Here is a 15,011-nt window from a genome sequence, read left to right on the forward strand (position 1 = left end):
CCTTGCGATGCACGCTCCCCCAAGCTCTCGACTGCGCTCGAGCAGGGGGCACCCCCATGCCCCCGCTCCCTGACCCGGCCTGATCCAAACGAAAGACCCTAGGCCGCCCACTCCCGCAACAGCTGCTCCCGCTGCGAGCTCCGAGGCGATCCGCCTTCCCACGCACGGCCCCACTCCGACATCGCCGCCAGCGTCGTCTCCATCGTCGCGGCGCCCTCCGTGAAGCGGGACAGGAGGGCGTGGGAGAGGTCGACCTCGGTCTGGGGGTAGCCGACGGCCGCCGCGACGTGGGCCGCCAACTCGTGGTGGCCGCCGGATGATTCGACACGCACGGTCATCAACGGCGGGGCCTCGTCCACCCGGCCGGAGCTCACGGGCAGGGCCAGCTCCGTCACCGCGCTCAGGGCCAGGTCCTTGACCACGCCGACCTGCCGCATCAGGGACTTCACGGGGACGTCCGCCACCGTCAGGGCCGTCACGTCCGCCCACAGGCAGAGGGTCGACTGCCGATCCCCGAGGCCCACCACGCCCTCGGGGGTCAGGCGCACCCCAGGAGCCAGACCGGACGGCTTCGCGCCCACGTACACGTCGCCTCCGGTGATCCAGAACAGCCCCACCATGGCCATGGTTGCTCACTTCCCCCGACGACGGCGCGGCCGTCGTGTCATTCGTCAAACGATCAGGTCGTCCACCGCAACGTGCAACGGGGACGGCAAGTTCCCGACCCGGAGGTGCACCTTTCCTACGCGGTCCTAGAAGACACCACCACCCCTTATTCTTCCGCTGATCGCAGCACGTACGGCTGTAGGGCCAAGGTGGGGGACGACACATGACATATCGGCGCGCGGTGATACCGGCACTGGTCGGAGGCGTGATCATCACGCTGTTGCTGTGGTGGGCGGGGGCGAGCACGCAGGCACTGCAACTGCGCGGCACCACGAGCGTGTTCGACCCCCAGTCGGTGAGCGAACTCCAACGCTGGCTCGGACCCTGGTCGTACAACCCCCCGGCGGAGCTGATGTCCGGCGGACCCGTGGACACGAACACGGGGTTGAGCGGAAGCGGGGGCTTGAGCGCAACCACCAGCTACGCCGATCTGTACAGCACCGCGATGCAGATCAGATTCGTGGCGGTCTTCGTGATCTTCCTCGCCGGGTCCTTGCTCCTGGTCCGCAGGATTCCGCCGACGCAGGGCCGTACACCGGCCACCCTGCTCGCACTGTGGGCCTGGGCCCCGGTGGCCGGAACGCTGGCCGTGACGGTCTCCGCGCCGTGGCTCCTCGCATCCAGGGGACACGGCAGCTACCGGGTCCTGCCGGCTCTGTCGAGTGCGATCGCGTCGAGCGGTCCGATCGTAGTGTTCGCAGGGCTGTTGACCGCCGTGCTCACCGTGCTCGTGGCTCGTGTCACCGCCAAGGGTGAGGATCCGCTGCCCCGGCGAAGCGTGCCGCCGCGCGCAGCCCGCCTGGCCGCGAGCGCCGGGACCGTGGTGGTCGCGTTGTCGCTGGTGGTCCTGTCGTACCAATCGGTGGCGGCCTGGATCCAGACCTCGTTCGGCGGCGCGGGAATGCTGTCCGAGCCCGGTGACCTGCTGCGCCAGTGGCTGCTGCTCGGTGGCTGGACGGGCCCCGGGGGCACAGGGCTAGGGGACTGGCTGCTGTACCGATCCGTCGACGTGCTCATGCTGGTCGTTGTGTGGTGGGCACTGCGGCTGCTGCCCGGCCTGCTCACACGGACCACGGTGCCGGCGATGGCGGTGGGCGGGGTCTGCGCAACCGTGCTGGCACTGCTGGCGAGCCAGGTGCTGCACATGGCGATCGACGAGACGGCCGGCGTGTACGGGCCTGTGCACCGGTTCTCCGCTCTCGGCACCGGCGTCCCGGCCGCACTCACCTTCGGCATCGCGGCGGGGCTGGCAGCCGTCGCGACGCTGCGGCTGGCCGGGGGCCGCGACACGGGTGACGTTCCGGTCGGCCGTGACACGGCTGAGGTTCCCGGCTGAGACAACGCGCTGTACGCCACGCGGCGATGTCATGGCCACCCCGGCAGTGATGTCTCGTCAGGAACCTTGGTGGGGGTGTTGCCGGCACCACCCCCACCCGGGTCTCAGGCCACCTGACCGGCCGTCGGCCGCGCGGCAGGCTTTTCCCAGCACCGGCGAAGAGCCGCCGGGCACCGGCCAAGGACGGGGAAGAGCGATGAGCAGTCACACACGCCGAAGGATCCTCCAGGGAGCGGCAATCGCCGCCGCCGGCAGCGTCGTCCGAGGCTACGGCCCCGGCCCGTACGCCACCGAGGCGCAGGCCGCGACCCGCGCCACGGGGACAGGGGGAGGGGAGACGACTCCGTTCCTGGAGGGTGCGTTCGCACCGGTCACCGAGGAGCTCACCGCGTTCGGCCTCGAAGTGTCCGGCCGGGTGCCGCGTGACCTGGACGGCCGCTACCTGCGTACCGGCCCCAACGCCTTGGGTGTCGAGGACCCACGGGCGCACCACTGGATGCTCGGGGACGGCATGGTGCACGGGGTGAGGCTGCGCGGCGGGCGCGCCGAGTGGTACCGCAACCGGTGGGTGCGCTCCTCACTGGTGGCACGGAAACTGGGCGAGCCGTACCCGGGCCAGGTGCCGCCGGACGACTTCGCCTGCAACACACACGTCATCCCGTACAAGGGGCGCATCCTTGCCCTCCAGGAGAGCGGGCCGCTGCCGTACGAACTCGACGGTGAGCTGAACACGGTGCGGCCCTACGACTTCCGCTCCACGCTGGAGGGTGCGTTCACCGCGCACACCAAGTACGACGCAGTGGCGGACGAACTGCACGCCGTGACGTACTACCCGACCTGGGACCACGTGCGGCACCTCGTCATCGACGGGACCGGCCGGGTGGCACGGACCACCAGGATCCCGGTCGCGGACGCGCCGATGATGCACGACTTCGCGCTGACCGGGAAGTACGTGGTGATCGTCGACGTACCGATCACCTTCGACATGGCAGCCGCCGAGGCCGGCGCGCTCGTGCCCTATGTCTGGAACGCGAAGCACCCGATGCGGGTAGGGGTCATGCCGCGGACCGGCGGCGCCACCCGCTGGTTCGAGATCGATCCGGTGTACTACTCGCACACGCTCAACGCCTACGACCAGGGTGACACCGTCGTCATGGAACTCACCACCATGCCCGCGCCGTTCTATGCCGCGGGCCGGGGCAACGGCGGGCCCTCCACGACCGGCACCCCCGTACTCGACCGCTGGACGATCGACCTGCGCGCGGGCCGCGTGACCAGCACCCGGCTCGACGACCTGCCGCAGGAGTTCCCCCGCGTCAACGAGTCCCTGGTGTCGCGGCGACACCGCTTCGCGTACGCGGCGAGCGCCGCGGCGATGTGGCGCGCCTACGAGACGGTCGACGGCGTGCCGCCGGACGACAAGTTCACCAACTGCCTCGTCAAGCACGACATGCTGCGCGGGAGCCGGCAGGTGCACCGATTCCCGGACGGCGCGGCGGCAGGGGAGCCGGTGTTCGTACCACGCCGCGGGGCGCGGGACGAGGACGACGGATACCTCCTGTCCTACGTGCACAACCCCGACCGCGGCGCGAGCGACCTGGTGATCCTCTCCGCCCAGGACTTCACCGCCCGCCCGCTGGCCCGCATCCACCTTCCGGGCCGGGTACCACTCGGCTTCCACGGGAGCTGGGTGCCGGACGCGTAGGGCAGGCCCCTCAAGGCGGACCGGCTGGAACGCAGTCCGGCCAGAAGCGCATCGGCGAGAGGGTGCTCGGGCCCGGTGACATGGCCGGCACGCACCGGGCCCAAGCTCTACCTCTTGCCGCCCCGCTCCTCAGGTCACACGGACGCCGGTGTGCCCGCCTCCCGTGCCTGTGTCGCCGGGAGCCGGAATTCCTGGCCGGCCAGGGTCTCGTAGAGGCGCACACCGGGCTCATCTCGCCCGCCAGGTCGCCGTGCTGGGCCTTGGAGCGGCGGTAGATCTGTTCCACCAGGGCCGACAGTTCGGTGGAGACGCCGATGTCGCGGCCGAGGTCCACTGCGAGTCCGAGGTCCTTGCACGCGAGTGCCATGGCGAACGAGTCGTCGTAGTCCCCGTGGGTCAGGATGGACATGATGTCGTTCTCGAGGAAGTTCGAGGCCGCCGGGCTGGCCAGGAGCGCGTTGCGCAGGGTGTCCAGGCCGACGCCCGCCTTCACGCCCATGGCCAGGACCTCGGCGGACGCGGTGAGGTGGGTGAACCAGAGCAGGTTGATCATGAGCTTGACCGTGTAACCGGCGCCCAGCGGACCGACGTGGAGGATGCGGTCCGGGTCGCCCATCACCTCCAGCACGGGAAGCGCCGCCGCGAAGTCCGCGTCGGAGCCGCCGGCGAAGATCTGCAGCTTCCCGGCCTTGGCGCCGTGCGCCATACCGCTCACCGGAGCGTCGAGACGGCGCACGCCGCGGCGGTCGAGGACCTCGGCGGCGACCCGGTCAGCGGCGGCCGGCGTGGACGTCGACATGTCGATCCACAGGGATCCGGCGGGCAGTGCCTCGGCGACCGCGCCGCGCAGCAGTACGTCCTCGACGATGCGCGGGTTGGGCAGCATCGTCACCAGCACCTCGGCGTCGCTCGCGCACAGAGCGGCGGTCTCCGCCCACGCGGCACCGAGCGCCACGTGTTCGGCGGCGGCCTCGGGGCGGGTGTCGTGCACCGTCACCTGGTGCCCCGCCTGGATGAGATGACGGGCCATGTGGCCGCCCATGTTGCCCAGACCGATGAATCCGATCCTCATGATCTTTCCTTACTGCAGCGGCGTACGAGGGTGTAAGGGGAGTGCCGTAACTTTGGTGTGGGGGTGGGGAGTTGGCCGGATGCTCAGGCCTTCGGCTCCGAGTCCGCGAGCTGCTGCGCCGACGGCGTGTAGAAGGGGTTGGTGACACCGGCCTTCGCCGCGTCGAGCACGTCCCCGGCAGTCGGCAGGCCTTCGACGGCGGCGCGCAGAGCCCGGTGCGCGGCGACCCGCTGGTTGCGGAAGGACTCGTCCAGGTCGTCGATGCCCGGGTTGACCCAGATAGCGGCGATGATCAGCACGTCGTCCGCCTCGCCGGCCGGGACGGTCCCGTCGAGCACGGCGTCGGCGACCCCCTGTGCGAGGCCCGCCTGGGCCGAGCCCCAGGTGGCGCGCTCGTGCAACTCCCCGTCGGCGGCCGCCTTGTTGACGAACAAAGTCAGTGGCTTCACCGGCATCGAGGGGCGCACGACCGTCATGAACGGCACGTGGCCCGCGCTCGGCGTGGCCAGGGCGGTGGCCCACGCGGTCTCCACCGGACCGCCCTTGTGGCCGAGGACGATGTTGGTGTGCGCGGCGTTGACGCCGTCGCCGACGAAGGCTTCACCGATGAGAGAGGTGGAGGCGAAGGACATGAGGGTGCTCCCGTACGAGGATCAGGGCGGGACAGGGCGGAATCAGGCAAGGGGCGTGAAGGGCCCAACAGGCGGGCACGCCGGACGAGTTGAGGGATGTACCGACGTGCGGCACGAGAAGTAGCCGCACCGGCGGGACGTATCCGCTGCTGGTTGGCTGCTCGGTGAAACTAGGTCGCCGCGCGACCGGCGTGCAAGCCCGCACCGGAAATCGAAACCGGGGTTGCGATGCGCGCAACCCTCACCCAACCCTCAGCGCAACCGCCGGGGCAACCCCAGCGTGATCCCCAGCTCGATCGCCGCGTGACGTCCGCTCGACTGCGGATGTGACCATACTCTGACCAGGCACTTCCCCGGCCTGCCGACGCCCTTACGATGCGGGCGTGAACGAAGCGAACGTCCCCCGGTCCGTCCGCAGCCAGGGCCATGGCCTGCGCCGCGACGTCGACCTCCTCGAAGCCCTCGGCTCGCCGGAGGCCCACCGCACCGGTGGCCTCGGCGTCGTACGCATAGCCCAGCTGGTGGGGCGCGACAAGAGTCAGGTGTCCCGGGCGCTGAAGGCGCTCGCCGACGAGGGCATCGTCGAGCGGGACCCCGACAGCCTGGAGTACCGGCTGGGCTGGCGGCTGTTCTCACTGGTCGCGCGGACCTCGGAGAGCCGGGTCGTACGGGTGGCGGGGCCGGTCATGCACCGGCTGGCCGCGGACCTGGAGGAGACCACGCACCTGTGCGTGCTGCACGATAGGGAGGTGCGCACCCTGCTTTCGGTGTCCGGGCACTCCTACCGGCTGCGCGAATGGGAGGGCCGTGGCTGCCCCGCCTGGATCACCTCCGCGGGGCCGGTGCTCCTGGAGGGCGCGAGCCCCGACGAGCTGTATGTGCGCTTCGGAGCCACCGAAGAGGTGTCGGTGCCCGACCTCTGGTCCCGCATCCGGCGGGCCGAGGCGGAGGGATTCGCCCGGGAGGTCGAGGAGTTCGAGGCCGGCCTGGTCGGCGTCTCGGCGGCGGTGCGCGACTTCCGCGGCCGGGTCGTGGCCGCGCTCAACGTCACCGCGCCCACCGAGCGATTCGCGGCGCGCCTCGACCACGCGGGACGGGCCGCCTCGGCCGCCGCGGCCAAGGTGTCGGCCCAGCTCGGCTGGGAGCCCCGGCAGTGAGCGGCAGCACGAGGGAGCGGTTGCGCTGAGCGCAACTCGCGTCCCGATCGCCGCGGACGTCTTGTTCCCGGCGGTCAGCGGCCCGTAAATTCCTCGCATCCCGGCCCCAGCGCGACGGACAGAGACCCCAGAGACGTCCCCGCCCCGCACCGGGCCTGCCGTTCGGCACGCCCTTTCAGTGCCGGTCCGCTTGGCAACACTTTCTTCCACCTGCCGGTTCCGTGCGCCCTGAGCGCCCGCGACCGGTGCAAGGAGCAGTCCATGGACACCGACACCGCCATCGAAAGCATCATCAAGTCGCCTTATGGAGAAGGGGACTTGTGGATCGGCGGGCAGTGGCGCGCCGCGTCCGACGGCCGGACGTACCCGGTGTACGACCCGGCCACCGGCGAGGTCGTCCGCGAGGTCGGCGCCGCCTCGGCCGCCGACGCGGCTGCCGCCCTCGACGCGGCGTCGGCCGCGGCCGACGGGTGGCGGCGCACCCCGCCCCGCCGCCGCTCCGAGATCCTCACCGGCGCATTCCGTCTGATGCACGAGCACAGCGACGCCCTCGCCCGGCTCATCACCCTGGAGAACGGCAAGGCGTACCGCGACGCCAAGGCGGAGGTCGGCTATGCCGCCGAGTTCTTCCGCTGGTTCGCCGAAGAGGCCGTGCGCGTCGGCTCGGCCTTCGGCGAGGCACCGGCCGGCGGCTTCCGGCACGTGGTCATCAAGCAGCCGGCGGGCGTCACCGCGTTCGTCACCCCGTGGAACTTCCCCGCCGCCATGGCCACCCGCAAGATAGCCCCGGCCCTCGCTGCCGGCTGCCCCGTACTGCTCAAGCCGGCGCCCGAGACGCCGCTGACCGCGCTGGCCGTTGCCGCGCTGCTCGCCGAGGCCGGACTGCCCGACGGGCTGCTCAACGTCCTGCCGACCGACCGCGCCCCCGAGACGGTCTCCGCCTGGCTGGACGACGAGCGCGTGCGCAAGTTCTCCTTCACCGGCTCCACCGCCACCGGCCGCGTCCTGCTCCGCCAGTGCGCAGACCACGTCGTCAACATGACGATGGAACTCGGTGGCAATGCCCCGTTCGTGGTTCTGGCCGACGCGGACGTCGACGCCGCCGTACGCGGGGCGATGGACGCCAAGATGCGCGGCGGCGGAGAGGTCTGCATCGCCGCCAACCGCTTCTACGTGCACGCCGACGTCGCCGCGGAGTTCACCGAGAAGTTCGGCTCCGCGATGCGTGCGGTCAAGGCCGGCCCCGGCCTCGCCGAGGGCGTCACCCTCGGCCCGATGATCAACCCGACGGCCGTGGAACGGATCACCGGCCTCGTCACGGACGCCGTGCGCCGCGGCGCACGGATCGCCGCGCAGGGCGAGGTCCCCGCCGACGGCGGCTGGTACCACCCGGCCACCGTCCTCACCGACGTTCCCGCCGACGCCGAGATTCTGCACACCGAGGTCTTCGGCCCGGTCGCCCCCATCGTCACGTTCACCGACGAGGAGGAGATGCTCGCCGCCGCCAACGACACCGGGTACGGCCTCGCCTCGTACGTCTACACCCGCGACCTGGCCCGCGGCCTGCGGATCGCCGAGCGCCTGGAGGCCGGGATGGTCGGCCTCAACCGCGGCCTGATCTCCGACCCGGCCGCCCCCTTCGGCGGCGTCAAGCAGTCCGGCATCGGCCGGGAGGGAGGCCGCGAGGGAATCGAGGCGTTCCTGGAGACCAAGTACGTAGCCCTGGACTGGCCCACCCTCTAGAGCCCGACCCCGTCCCGCCCCACGACCTACGGAGTCCCCATGGCAATGACGCCTGTCTCCCAACGCCCCCACGGCGCGCCCACGGCGGGCAGCCCCCGCGACCGGGCCCGGCTGCACTTCCGCCTGAAGACCGCGACCCAGTTGGGCCAGGGCCTCGACGGCTACGTCATCGGCGGCATCGGCATGGCGATGACCGCGCTCACGGCCGACCTGCACCTGGGCACGGTCGCCCAGGGCCTGGTCGGAGCCTCCCCGCTGATCGGCATCTTCTTCGGCGGACCGGTCTTCGGCCGGCTCGCCGACCGGTTCGGGCGCCGCCCCGTCTTCATGGTCGACATGCTGATCTTCCTGATCAGCTCGGTGGCTCAGTTCTTCGTGGCGGACGGCACCCAACTCTTCCTGATCCGCCTGGTGATGGGTCTGGCGATCGGCGGCGAGTACGCGGTGGGCGCGCCCCTGCTGTCCGAGTACGCCCCCAGCAAGGGCCGCGGCCGACTGCTCGGCAGCCTGGAGATCAGCTGGTACGTGGGATACGCCCTGGCGACCGTGGTCGGCGCCCTGCTCGCCGAGCTGGACGGCGGCTGGCGCTGGTCCCTGTCCAGCGGCGCGGTCGTCGCCGTCGTCTGTCTGGCACTGCGCGGGGGCGTGCCGGAGTCGGCGCGCTGGCTCCTCAGCAAGGGCCGCACCGAGGAGGCCCAGACCCTCATCGAGCGGTACGGCATCGAGCTCGACGCGGACGCCGAACTCGCCGACAGCGGTGAACAGGCGGGATTCCGGGCCCTGTTCAGCCGCAAGCACCTGCGCGCGACCGTCTTCGCCGGCACGTTCTGGGCGGCGCTGGTCTTGCCGTACTTCGCGATCGGCGCCTTCTGGAGCGAGGTGTTCGAGGCTCTGAACATGGGCGACAACGCGGTCGCCGCACTCCTCGTCTACGCGTTCACCGCGGTCGCGGGTGTGACGCTCGGCTGCCTCGTGGTCGAGCGCATCGGCCGCCGTAAGCTCCTGATCCCCCCGTTCTGGATCACCGCGGTCTGTCTCGCCCTCGTGGCGGTGTGGCCGCACGTCACGCCCGTCGTGGTGGGCGGCTTCCTGTTCTTCATCTTCCTCAACGCGGCGTCCAGCGCGCTGACGGCGGTGTACCCGCTGGAGGTCTTTCCCACCGCGCTGCGCACCACTGGTGTCGGATTCGCCGCGGCCATCAGCCGGGTGGGCGCCGCGATCGGTACGTTCCTGCTGCCGATGGGGCTGGAACACGTGGGCCCGCGATTCGTCCTGCTGGTCGGCGCGGCCGTACTCGCGCTCGGCGGCCTGGTCTCCCACTTCCTGGCCCCGGAGACCACGGACATGGACCTCGCCCACACGGCCCGCGCGGCGCGCTGACAGGCTCTGAGCGCTCATGGAGGATCCAGGACTCTGCGATCAGTGGTGGTCGCCGTGCCGGCCGAGGGTGTCCATGGGTGTCGCGCCGGGGCGGGTCCACTGCGGTACGGGGCGGCCGGTCGGGCCCCAGGTGGCGACGCCGTCGGCGTCCGTGCGCCAGTACCAGCAGATCGGCGAGCCGTGCCCGCCCACCGGCGAGCCGGCCTCAGCGGCCTCGGGCCAGCCCTCGGGGTTGTCCTCCCACCCCTCGCGGCGGCCGTAGGGCGTCATGTCGAGCAGGCCGAGGGACCCGTTGATCGGCTCGTTGCCACGGCCGGTCGTGGAGTAGGTGAGGAAGACGCGGTCGCCGTCGCGCACGAAGCACGTGAGGTATCCCATCTCTCCGCCGACCGGCTCCTCCACATCGCGCACCGAGTACCAGGGCTGGGTGTAGCCCATGAACTCGACGAAGGAGGCCACCTCGTCCCACGGGCCCGTGGTCAAGATGGCGAACGAGACGCCGCGTGCGTTGAGGTAGATGGCATCCTTCATGTGCCAGGCCGTGGTGGTGCAGCCCTCGCACTGCCCCTGGGGCGGCGCGCCGTCGTACCACATGTGCTTGTACACCACGAGCTCGTCGCGGCCCTGGAACAGGTCCAGGAACGGGACCGGGCCGTCGGGTCCGACGACCTCGACCGTCCCGTCGAGCTCCACCATCGGCAGCCGGCGACGGGCCGCGGCGATGGCGTCGCCCTCGCGGGTGTGCGCCTTCTCGCGGACCAGAAGCTCGTCACGTGCGGCCTGCCAGGTGGCCAGGTCGACGACGGCCGGCCGGCCGGGCAGCGTGCTGGCCGGGTCGCTGGGCGAGGTCGTCATGGAGTCCTCCGTGGTGTCTCGTGCCGGGCAGCGTCGTACGGCGCCCCGTGCCAGGGCGGTCACCAGAACAGACTTGTGACCCGGCCGGAACTCATCGGCGTCGGTGCCGGTCCGGGCCCCTGGGGCGCGGACCGGCACACGCGGTCGATCGGTTCCGTCAGTCGCCGTAGCCGTGGTTGCCGCTGTTGTCGCCGCCACCGCTGTGGTCGTCGGGGTGGACGATCGTCCACGGGCGCATCAGGTCGTCGTCCTCGTGCTCGAGGATGTGGCAGTGGTGGACATACGTGGCCGGCAACTCGGTGCCGCTTCCCGGTAGCCCCGCGATCCTTTCCGTCGGCGGATCGAATTCATTGATGACGATTCTGGTCACCGTCTCCGGATAGGACTTGACCGTGTCCTTGCGGGACAGCATCTCGTCCGGGTCCGGCGGAATCGGCGGACCGGTGAGGTAGTTTGCCAACACCGGCCTGTCCTCCGGTTTGCGGCCACCGGAAATCCACTTCTCGTATTGATCCTGGTAGCCGGCCGCGTCGATCGGCTGCCTGTTCAACACCTGGAAGTTGACGAGGTGGACATGCATCGGGTGGGCGTCGTGATTGGGGTTGATGTACTCCCAGATCTCGGTCGAGCCCGCCTTGATGAAGTCCTCGGACGGCTCCATGAACGGCACCGCGTTGAACGTCATGGTGCCGAAGAGCTCGTGCTGGTACAGGACCCATTCCCGCCGGCGGGTGTGCGACTTCACCTCGATAGGTGCGGTCGTCGGCAGTTCGAGCTTCATGGGCGGCGTCGACCTGTCTCCGCCACCAGACGACGGTTTGGTGACATGGAACTCCATGACTTCCGAGATTTCCGGTCCGGAGCCGTCGGGGAAGTGCACGGGCGCGTTGTAGTTCGTCAGCTTGATCTTCGTGCCCACGGGCATCTGGCTGAAGTCGACGATCAGGTCGTAGCGCTCGGCCGGCGAGATCAGGAAGTTCAGCATGGGCAACGGGGCCCGGAGGCCGCCGTCGGTGCCGATCAGCCAGAACGGCAGGACGGGCTGGGGCAGTACGTCCCGGGGGACGTCGAACCTCAGTCGCCAGAAGCGCTCGTTCGAAGCGTTGAGAATGCGCAGCCGGTAGCGTCGCTGCTCCACCGCCAGGAAGGGATATGCCTTCCCGTTGACGACGGGAGTGTCCTCGCCTTCCTGCAGGGTCATGGTGTACGCGAGCGAGCCGTCCGGGTTGAAGGTCCGGTCCTGCAGGATGAGGGGGACCTCGAATTCGCCGTGCGGCAGCCCGAGCCGATCGTCGGCGGGGTCGCGGATGAAGTAGAGACCGGCAAGGCCCGCATAGACGTTGACGCTGGTCATGCCCATGGCGTGGTCGTGATACCAGAGCATGCAGGAGCGGTCGTGGTTGGTATAGGCGCAGATCGCCTCGTTGGGCTTGACCCGACTCGGGTCCAGGGTGGTGTAGGACTCGGCGTGGATGCCCTTCGGGCTGAACGACTGCATCGGCATGCCGTCGGACTGTGGCGCCGTGAAACCGCCGTGCTGGTGTACGACGTTCCACACGTTGACGTTCGCGGGAAACGGCTGCATGGGCTTGTAGGGAGGCGGAGGGGTCGGGGTGAGCTGGCCGTTCCCTTCGCGAATCATGTCGATCACGAACTGGAACAGGTGGGTGGTCGGCAGGTGGTTGCGGTACTTGACGACGGTCGGGTGGTCCTTGGTCACGCTGAGGGTCGGCCCCAGGTAGCCCATGCCGATCGGCTTGCGGGGGTTGTGTGGGTTCGCGGCCCAGTAGCCCCACACCGTGGCCGGTCCGAGATCCCGGTGGAACTGCCATTTGCCCGGCCGCATCGTGATGTCGTAGAAGTCGGCGCCCGGATAGACGGACGGATCCGAGACGGCCGTCCTCGGGATGGGCAGCGGGTCAACGAATTTCTTCAGCTTGGGGGTGTGCGGAATCGACGTGTCCGCAGACGCTGACCCGTGACCGTGACCGTCGGATGCATACGCCCGTCCTCCCGTGCCCCGTGGAAGCAGGGCCGCACCGCCCATGGCACCGGCCATGAGGAATCTCCGTCGCCCAACCATCGTCTCCAGCCTTTCGTCGCCTCGCGTGACGATGAAGAGATACAGGCTTGGATCCGGCCGTTGCCACAGCACGCCGGTCCGGTCAGGGAAAGGCACTCATTGAGCCGATCCCGGCAGTAATTCGGAAGGTATCGGAATCGGGATCGAATGATTACCACCAGTCTGAACGCATCTACTGGGCAAGCCAGTTGCACCCATTGTGCCCACTACGTCAATTCCACTCCGGGTCTTCCGGCATGCCGGCAGAACCTGATACCTCGGCCGTGCCGGGGCCCAAGTGCCCGTGCCGGGAGTCCGCCGCGCGGAGGTGGGTTCTCAGCGCCGCGCCGACAGCCTCGGGCTGCTCGATCGCGAGATGCCCGACGGCGCATGTCTGCAGGGTGGCACCGGCGATCCCGTCCGCGAGTTCCCGGGCGTGAGCGAGGGGGGTGGCGACGTCGAGGGAGCCGCCGACGACAAGCGTGGGAGCGGTGATGCGGGCCAGGTCGGGCCGCAGGTCGTAGGCGGCGAGGGCGTCGCAGCACGCCGCGTAGCCGACCGGGTCGGTTGCGGCCAGGTCCCCCAACAGGGCGCACCCGAGAGGGGTTTCGGCGGTTCCCGGATCGGCGAACCAGCGGCCTGGGCTGGTCTCGAGGACCGGCCCGATGCCCGCGCGGCGCACAAGGGCGGCACGTGCCTGCCAGGGTTCCCGCGGCCCGAAGCACGCGGAGGAGCAGACCAGTCCGAGCGAGGTGACACGTTCCGGGTGGTGGATCGCGAGATGGGCCCCGACCGCCCCGCCCAACGAGATGCCGGCGTACGCGAACGACGCCCACCCCTGCGCGTCCTCGAGCCGCAACACATGTGCCGCGAGTGCGGCGACGCTCGCCGTGCCGTCGGGCGGAAGGAGGTCCGCGGGCGAACCCCCGTGTCCCGGAAGGTCCCAGCGCAGGACGCGGTGGGACCGTGCGAGATCGGCCGGCAGCGGACTCCACACGCGCAGGGACGTGCCGAGCGACGGGCCGAGGATGAGCGGCGGAGCGCTGGGTGGACCGTCGAGCACATGGTGCAGGAGATGAGGCCGAGCCACGCGGGGTCCCTGGACCAGCTCCGGGAGGTGAACCCCAGCACCAATCTTGGCGACCATCTCGTCCATCAGACGGCCTCGGCCTTCGCGGCGATGTCCGACGGGTGCAGCGCCAGGGGCGTGACCTCGATCTCCATGTACGGGAAGAGGGGAAGGCCCCACAGGATGTCGTGCAGCTCGTCGTTGTCCCGTACGTCGAAGACGCTGAGGTTGGAATACTGGCCCACGCAGCGCCAGATGTGCGGCCAGACACCCTTGCGCTGGAGTTTCTGCGAGTACGTCTTCTCGCGGGCGATCGTGTCCGCTCGGACGTCGGGGTCGAGATCGTTGGGTATGCGGACGTCCATCTTGACGGCGAACAGCACGGCGGGCTCCTTGAGTTACGGGGCGGGGCGGGCACGCGCCCCGGAGGCGGGGCCCCCGGGGCGTGGGTCCGTCAGGCGGGGTCGAGCACGAAGTCGTACGTCACTTCGTTGCCCTCGCCGGTCCTGGCCGGGGAGGGGCTGAGGACGAGCTCCGGCTTCACGGCCTGTGCGATGTCGTCCTCCACGTGGTTGCCGCCCTTGAAGTAGAGCTGCGTGGTGATGAGTTGGTGGCCCTCGGCGGCGACCTTGAGGTGCAGATGGGCCGGGCGCCAGGCGTGCCAGCCGGCGGCGGAGACGAGGCTGCCGCAGGCGCCGTCGGTGGGGATCTGGTAGGGGGCCGGTTCGATCGTGTGGATCTTGAAGTGGCCCTGGGCGTCGGCGACGACTGTGCCGCGCAGGTTCCACTCGGGCAGACCGGGGGCGTACTGGGAGTAGAAGCCGTCGTCGTCGGCGTGCCACATCTCGATCGTCGCGCCGGGCAGGGGAGTGCCGTCGACCGAGGTGATCCGGCCCTGGAACAGGAGCGGCGTGCCCTTCTCGTCGGGGCGCATGGGCAGGGTCGCCTCGGCGGGCAGCTCCGGGGAGTCCGGCACGTAGTAGGGGCCCTCGATGGTGCCCTTGGAGCCCTCGCGGTTCTCGTTGGCGACCTCCTCGACGACGTGCTCGATCCACACATCGAGGAAGAGCGGCCACTCGCCGTCCTGGCCGACCTGGATCAGCCATGCCTTGAGGGCGTCGTACTCGGCGTACGTGACCTTGTGGCGGCGGATGATGTCGTGGACGGACGTGATGAGTTCGGACGCGAGGGTGTCGACGCGGTCCTGGCTGCCGGCCGCGCCGGAGCGGGCCTTCTGGGCGAACGCGGCGGTGGCGGCGTTCCCGGACGCGGCGGCGGTGGCCTGCGCCTGCTCGGCTTCGGTGAACGTGGTCATGATACGGCTCCTGTCACAA

At 70.1% G+C, this 15,011-nt stretch carries 13 protein-coding genes; 5 read left to right on the forward strand and 8 right to left on the reverse strand.

Annotated features, from left to right (window positions below):
* Positions 1-98: 98 nt before the first annotated feature.
* Positions 99-626: a hypothetical protein gene (locus tag AC07EJ_RS27890; protein WP_478885268.1), complete on the reverse strand. Its 528-nt coding sequence runs from the start codon at positions 624-626 to the stop codon at positions 99-101.
* A gap of 203 nt (positions 627-829) precedes the next feature.
* On the opposite strand from AC07EJ_RS27890, the gene AC07EJ_RS27895 reads away from it, so the two are divergent.
* Both AC07EJ_RS27895 and AC07EJ_RS27900 read left to right on the forward strand, forming a co-directional pair.
* Positions 830-2,002 (forward strand): hypothetical protein, encoded by a 1,173-nt coding sequence (locus tag AC07EJ_RS27895; RefSeq protein WP_389479333.1) that lies wholly within the window; start codon positions 830-832, stop codon positions 2,000-2,002.
* Positions 2,003-2,198: 196 nt separating this feature from the next.
* The gene (locus AC07EJ_RS27900; protein WP_393583906.1) at positions 2,199-3,707 is read left to right on the forward strand and encodes a carotenoid oxygenase family protein; all 1,509 of its coding nucleotides are present in this window, start codon (positions 2,199-2,201) and stop codon (positions 3,705-3,707) included.
* Between the two features lie 10 nt (positions 3,708-3,717).
* Here the strand turns inward: AC07EJ_RS27900 and AC07EJ_RS27905 are convergent, their stop codons facing one another.
* Positions 3,718-4,779, reverse strand: a complete 1,062-nt coding sequence (locus AC07EJ_RS27905; protein ID WP_478885269.1) for an NAD(P)-dependent oxidoreductase — start codon at positions 4,777-4,779, stop codon at positions 3,718-3,720.
* A gap of 83 nt (positions 4,780-4,862) precedes the next feature.
* The gene (gene fae / locus AC07EJ_RS27910; RefSeq protein ID WP_478885270.1) at positions 4,863-5,411 is read right to left on the reverse strand and encodes a formaldehyde-activating enzyme; all 549 of its coding nucleotides are present in this window, start codon (positions 5,409-5,411) and stop codon (positions 4,863-4,865) included.
* Between the two features lie 383 nt (positions 5,412-5,794).
* Here fae and AC07EJ_RS27915 point away from each other — a divergent pair, with 383 nt between their 5' ends.
* The 3 genes from AC07EJ_RS27915 to AC07EJ_RS27925 all read left to right on the forward strand — a co-directional run bounded on the left by AC07EJ_RS27915 (position 5,795) and on the right by AC07EJ_RS27925 (position 9,691).
* Positions 5,795-6,568 carry an IclR family transcriptional regulator gene (locus AC07EJ_RS27915; protein WP_389479342.1) on the forward strand — a complete coding sequence of 258 codons (774 nt, stop codon included), beginning with the start codon at positions 5,795-5,797 and terminating at the stop codon, positions 6,566-6,568.
* 261 nt (positions 6,569-6,829) lie between these two features.
* Positions 6,830-8,311: an NAD-dependent succinate-semialdehyde dehydrogenase gene (locus AC07EJ_RS27920; RefSeq protein WP_389479344.1), complete on the forward strand. Its 1,482-nt coding sequence runs from the start codon at positions 6,830-6,832 to the stop codon at positions 8,309-8,311.
* 39 nt (positions 8,312-8,350) lie between these two features.
* Positions 8,351-9,691 (forward strand): MFS transporter, encoded by a 1,341-nt coding sequence (locus tag AC07EJ_RS27925; RefSeq protein ID WP_478885271.1) that lies wholly within the window; start codon positions 8,351-8,353, stop codon positions 9,689-9,691.
* A 39-nt stretch (positions 9,692-9,730) separates the two neighbouring features.
* Here AC07EJ_RS27925 and AC07EJ_RS27930 read toward each other — a convergent pair whose 3' ends face one another.
* The 5 genes from AC07EJ_RS27930 to catA form a co-directional block, all read right to left on the reverse strand.
* Complete coding sequence (locus AC07EJ_RS27930; RefSeq protein ID WP_478885272.1) at positions 9,731-10,546, reverse strand: DUF899 domain-containing protein; 816 nt, start codon at positions 10,544-10,546, stop codon at positions 9,731-9,733.
* Positions 10,547-10,703: 157 nt separating this feature from the next.
* Positions 10,704-12,605, reverse strand: a complete 1,902-nt coding sequence (locus tag AC07EJ_RS27935; protein WP_478885273.1) for a multicopper oxidase family protein — start codon at positions 12,603-12,605, stop codon at positions 10,704-10,706.
* Positions 12,606-12,840: 235 nt separating this feature from the next.
* Positions 12,841-13,698, reverse strand: a complete 858-nt coding sequence (locus AC07EJ_RS27940; protein ID WP_478885274.1) for an alpha/beta fold hydrolase — start codon at positions 13,696-13,698, stop codon at positions 12,841-12,843.
* Between the two features lie 65 nt (positions 13,699-13,763).
* Entirely contained in the window at positions 13,764-14,060 is a 297-nt protein-coding gene (gene catC / locus AC07EJ_RS27945; RefSeq protein WP_478885275.1) for a muconolactone Delta-isomerase, read from the reverse strand.
* 71 nt (positions 14,061-14,131) lie between these two features.
* Positions 14,132-14,992 carry a catechol 1,2-dioxygenase gene (gene catA / locus AC07EJ_RS27950; RefSeq protein ID WP_389479356.1) on the reverse strand — a complete coding sequence of 287 codons (861 nt, stop codon included), beginning with the start codon at positions 14,990-14,992 and terminating at the stop codon, positions 14,132-14,134.
* Between the last annotated feature and the right edge of the window lie 19 nt (positions 14,993-15,011).

The sequence above is a fragment of the Streptomyces sp. NPDC045026 genome (assembly GCF_056432625.1).

Bases quoted from the DNA above. Each gene is read 5' to 3' on its own strand.
- AC07EJ_RS27890 (WP_478885268.1), bottom strand. From the start codon at position 626: ATGGCCATGGTGGGGCTGTTCTGGATCACCGGAGGCGACGTGTACGTG.
- AC07EJ_RS27895 (WP_389479333.1), top strand. From the start codon at position 830: ATGACATATCGGCGCGCGGTGATACCGGCACTGGTCGGAGGCGTGATC.
- AC07EJ_RS27900 (WP_393583906.1), top strand. From the start codon at position 2,199: ATGAGCAGTCACACACGCCGAAGGATCCTCCAGGGAGCGGCAATCGCC.
- AC07EJ_RS27905 (WP_478885269.1), bottom strand. From the start codon at position 4,779: ATGAGGATCGGATTCATCGGTCTGGGCAACATGGGCGGCCACATGGCC.
- fae (WP_478885270.1), bottom strand. From the start codon at position 5,411: ATGTCCTTCGCCTCCACCTCTCTCATCGGTGAAGCCTTCGTCGGCGAC.
- AC07EJ_RS27920 (WP_389479344.1), top strand. From the start codon at position 6,830: ATGGACACCGACACCGCCATCGAAAGCATCATCAAGTCGCCTTATGGA.
- AC07EJ_RS27925 (WP_478885271.1), top strand. From the start codon at position 8,351: ATGGCAATGACGCCTGTCTCCCAACGCCCCCACGGCGCGCCCACGGCG.
- AC07EJ_RS27930 (WP_478885272.1), bottom strand. From the start codon at position 10,546: ATGACGACCTCGCCCAGCGACCCGGCCAGCACGCTGCCCGGCCGGCCG.
- AC07EJ_RS27935 (WP_478885273.1), bottom strand. From the start codon at position 12,605: ATGGCCGGTGCCATGGGCGGTGCGGCCCTGCTTCCACGGGGCACGGGA.
- catA (WP_389479356.1), bottom strand. From the start codon at position 14,992: ATGACCACGTTCACCGAAGCCGAGCAGGCGCAGGCCACCGCCGCCGCG.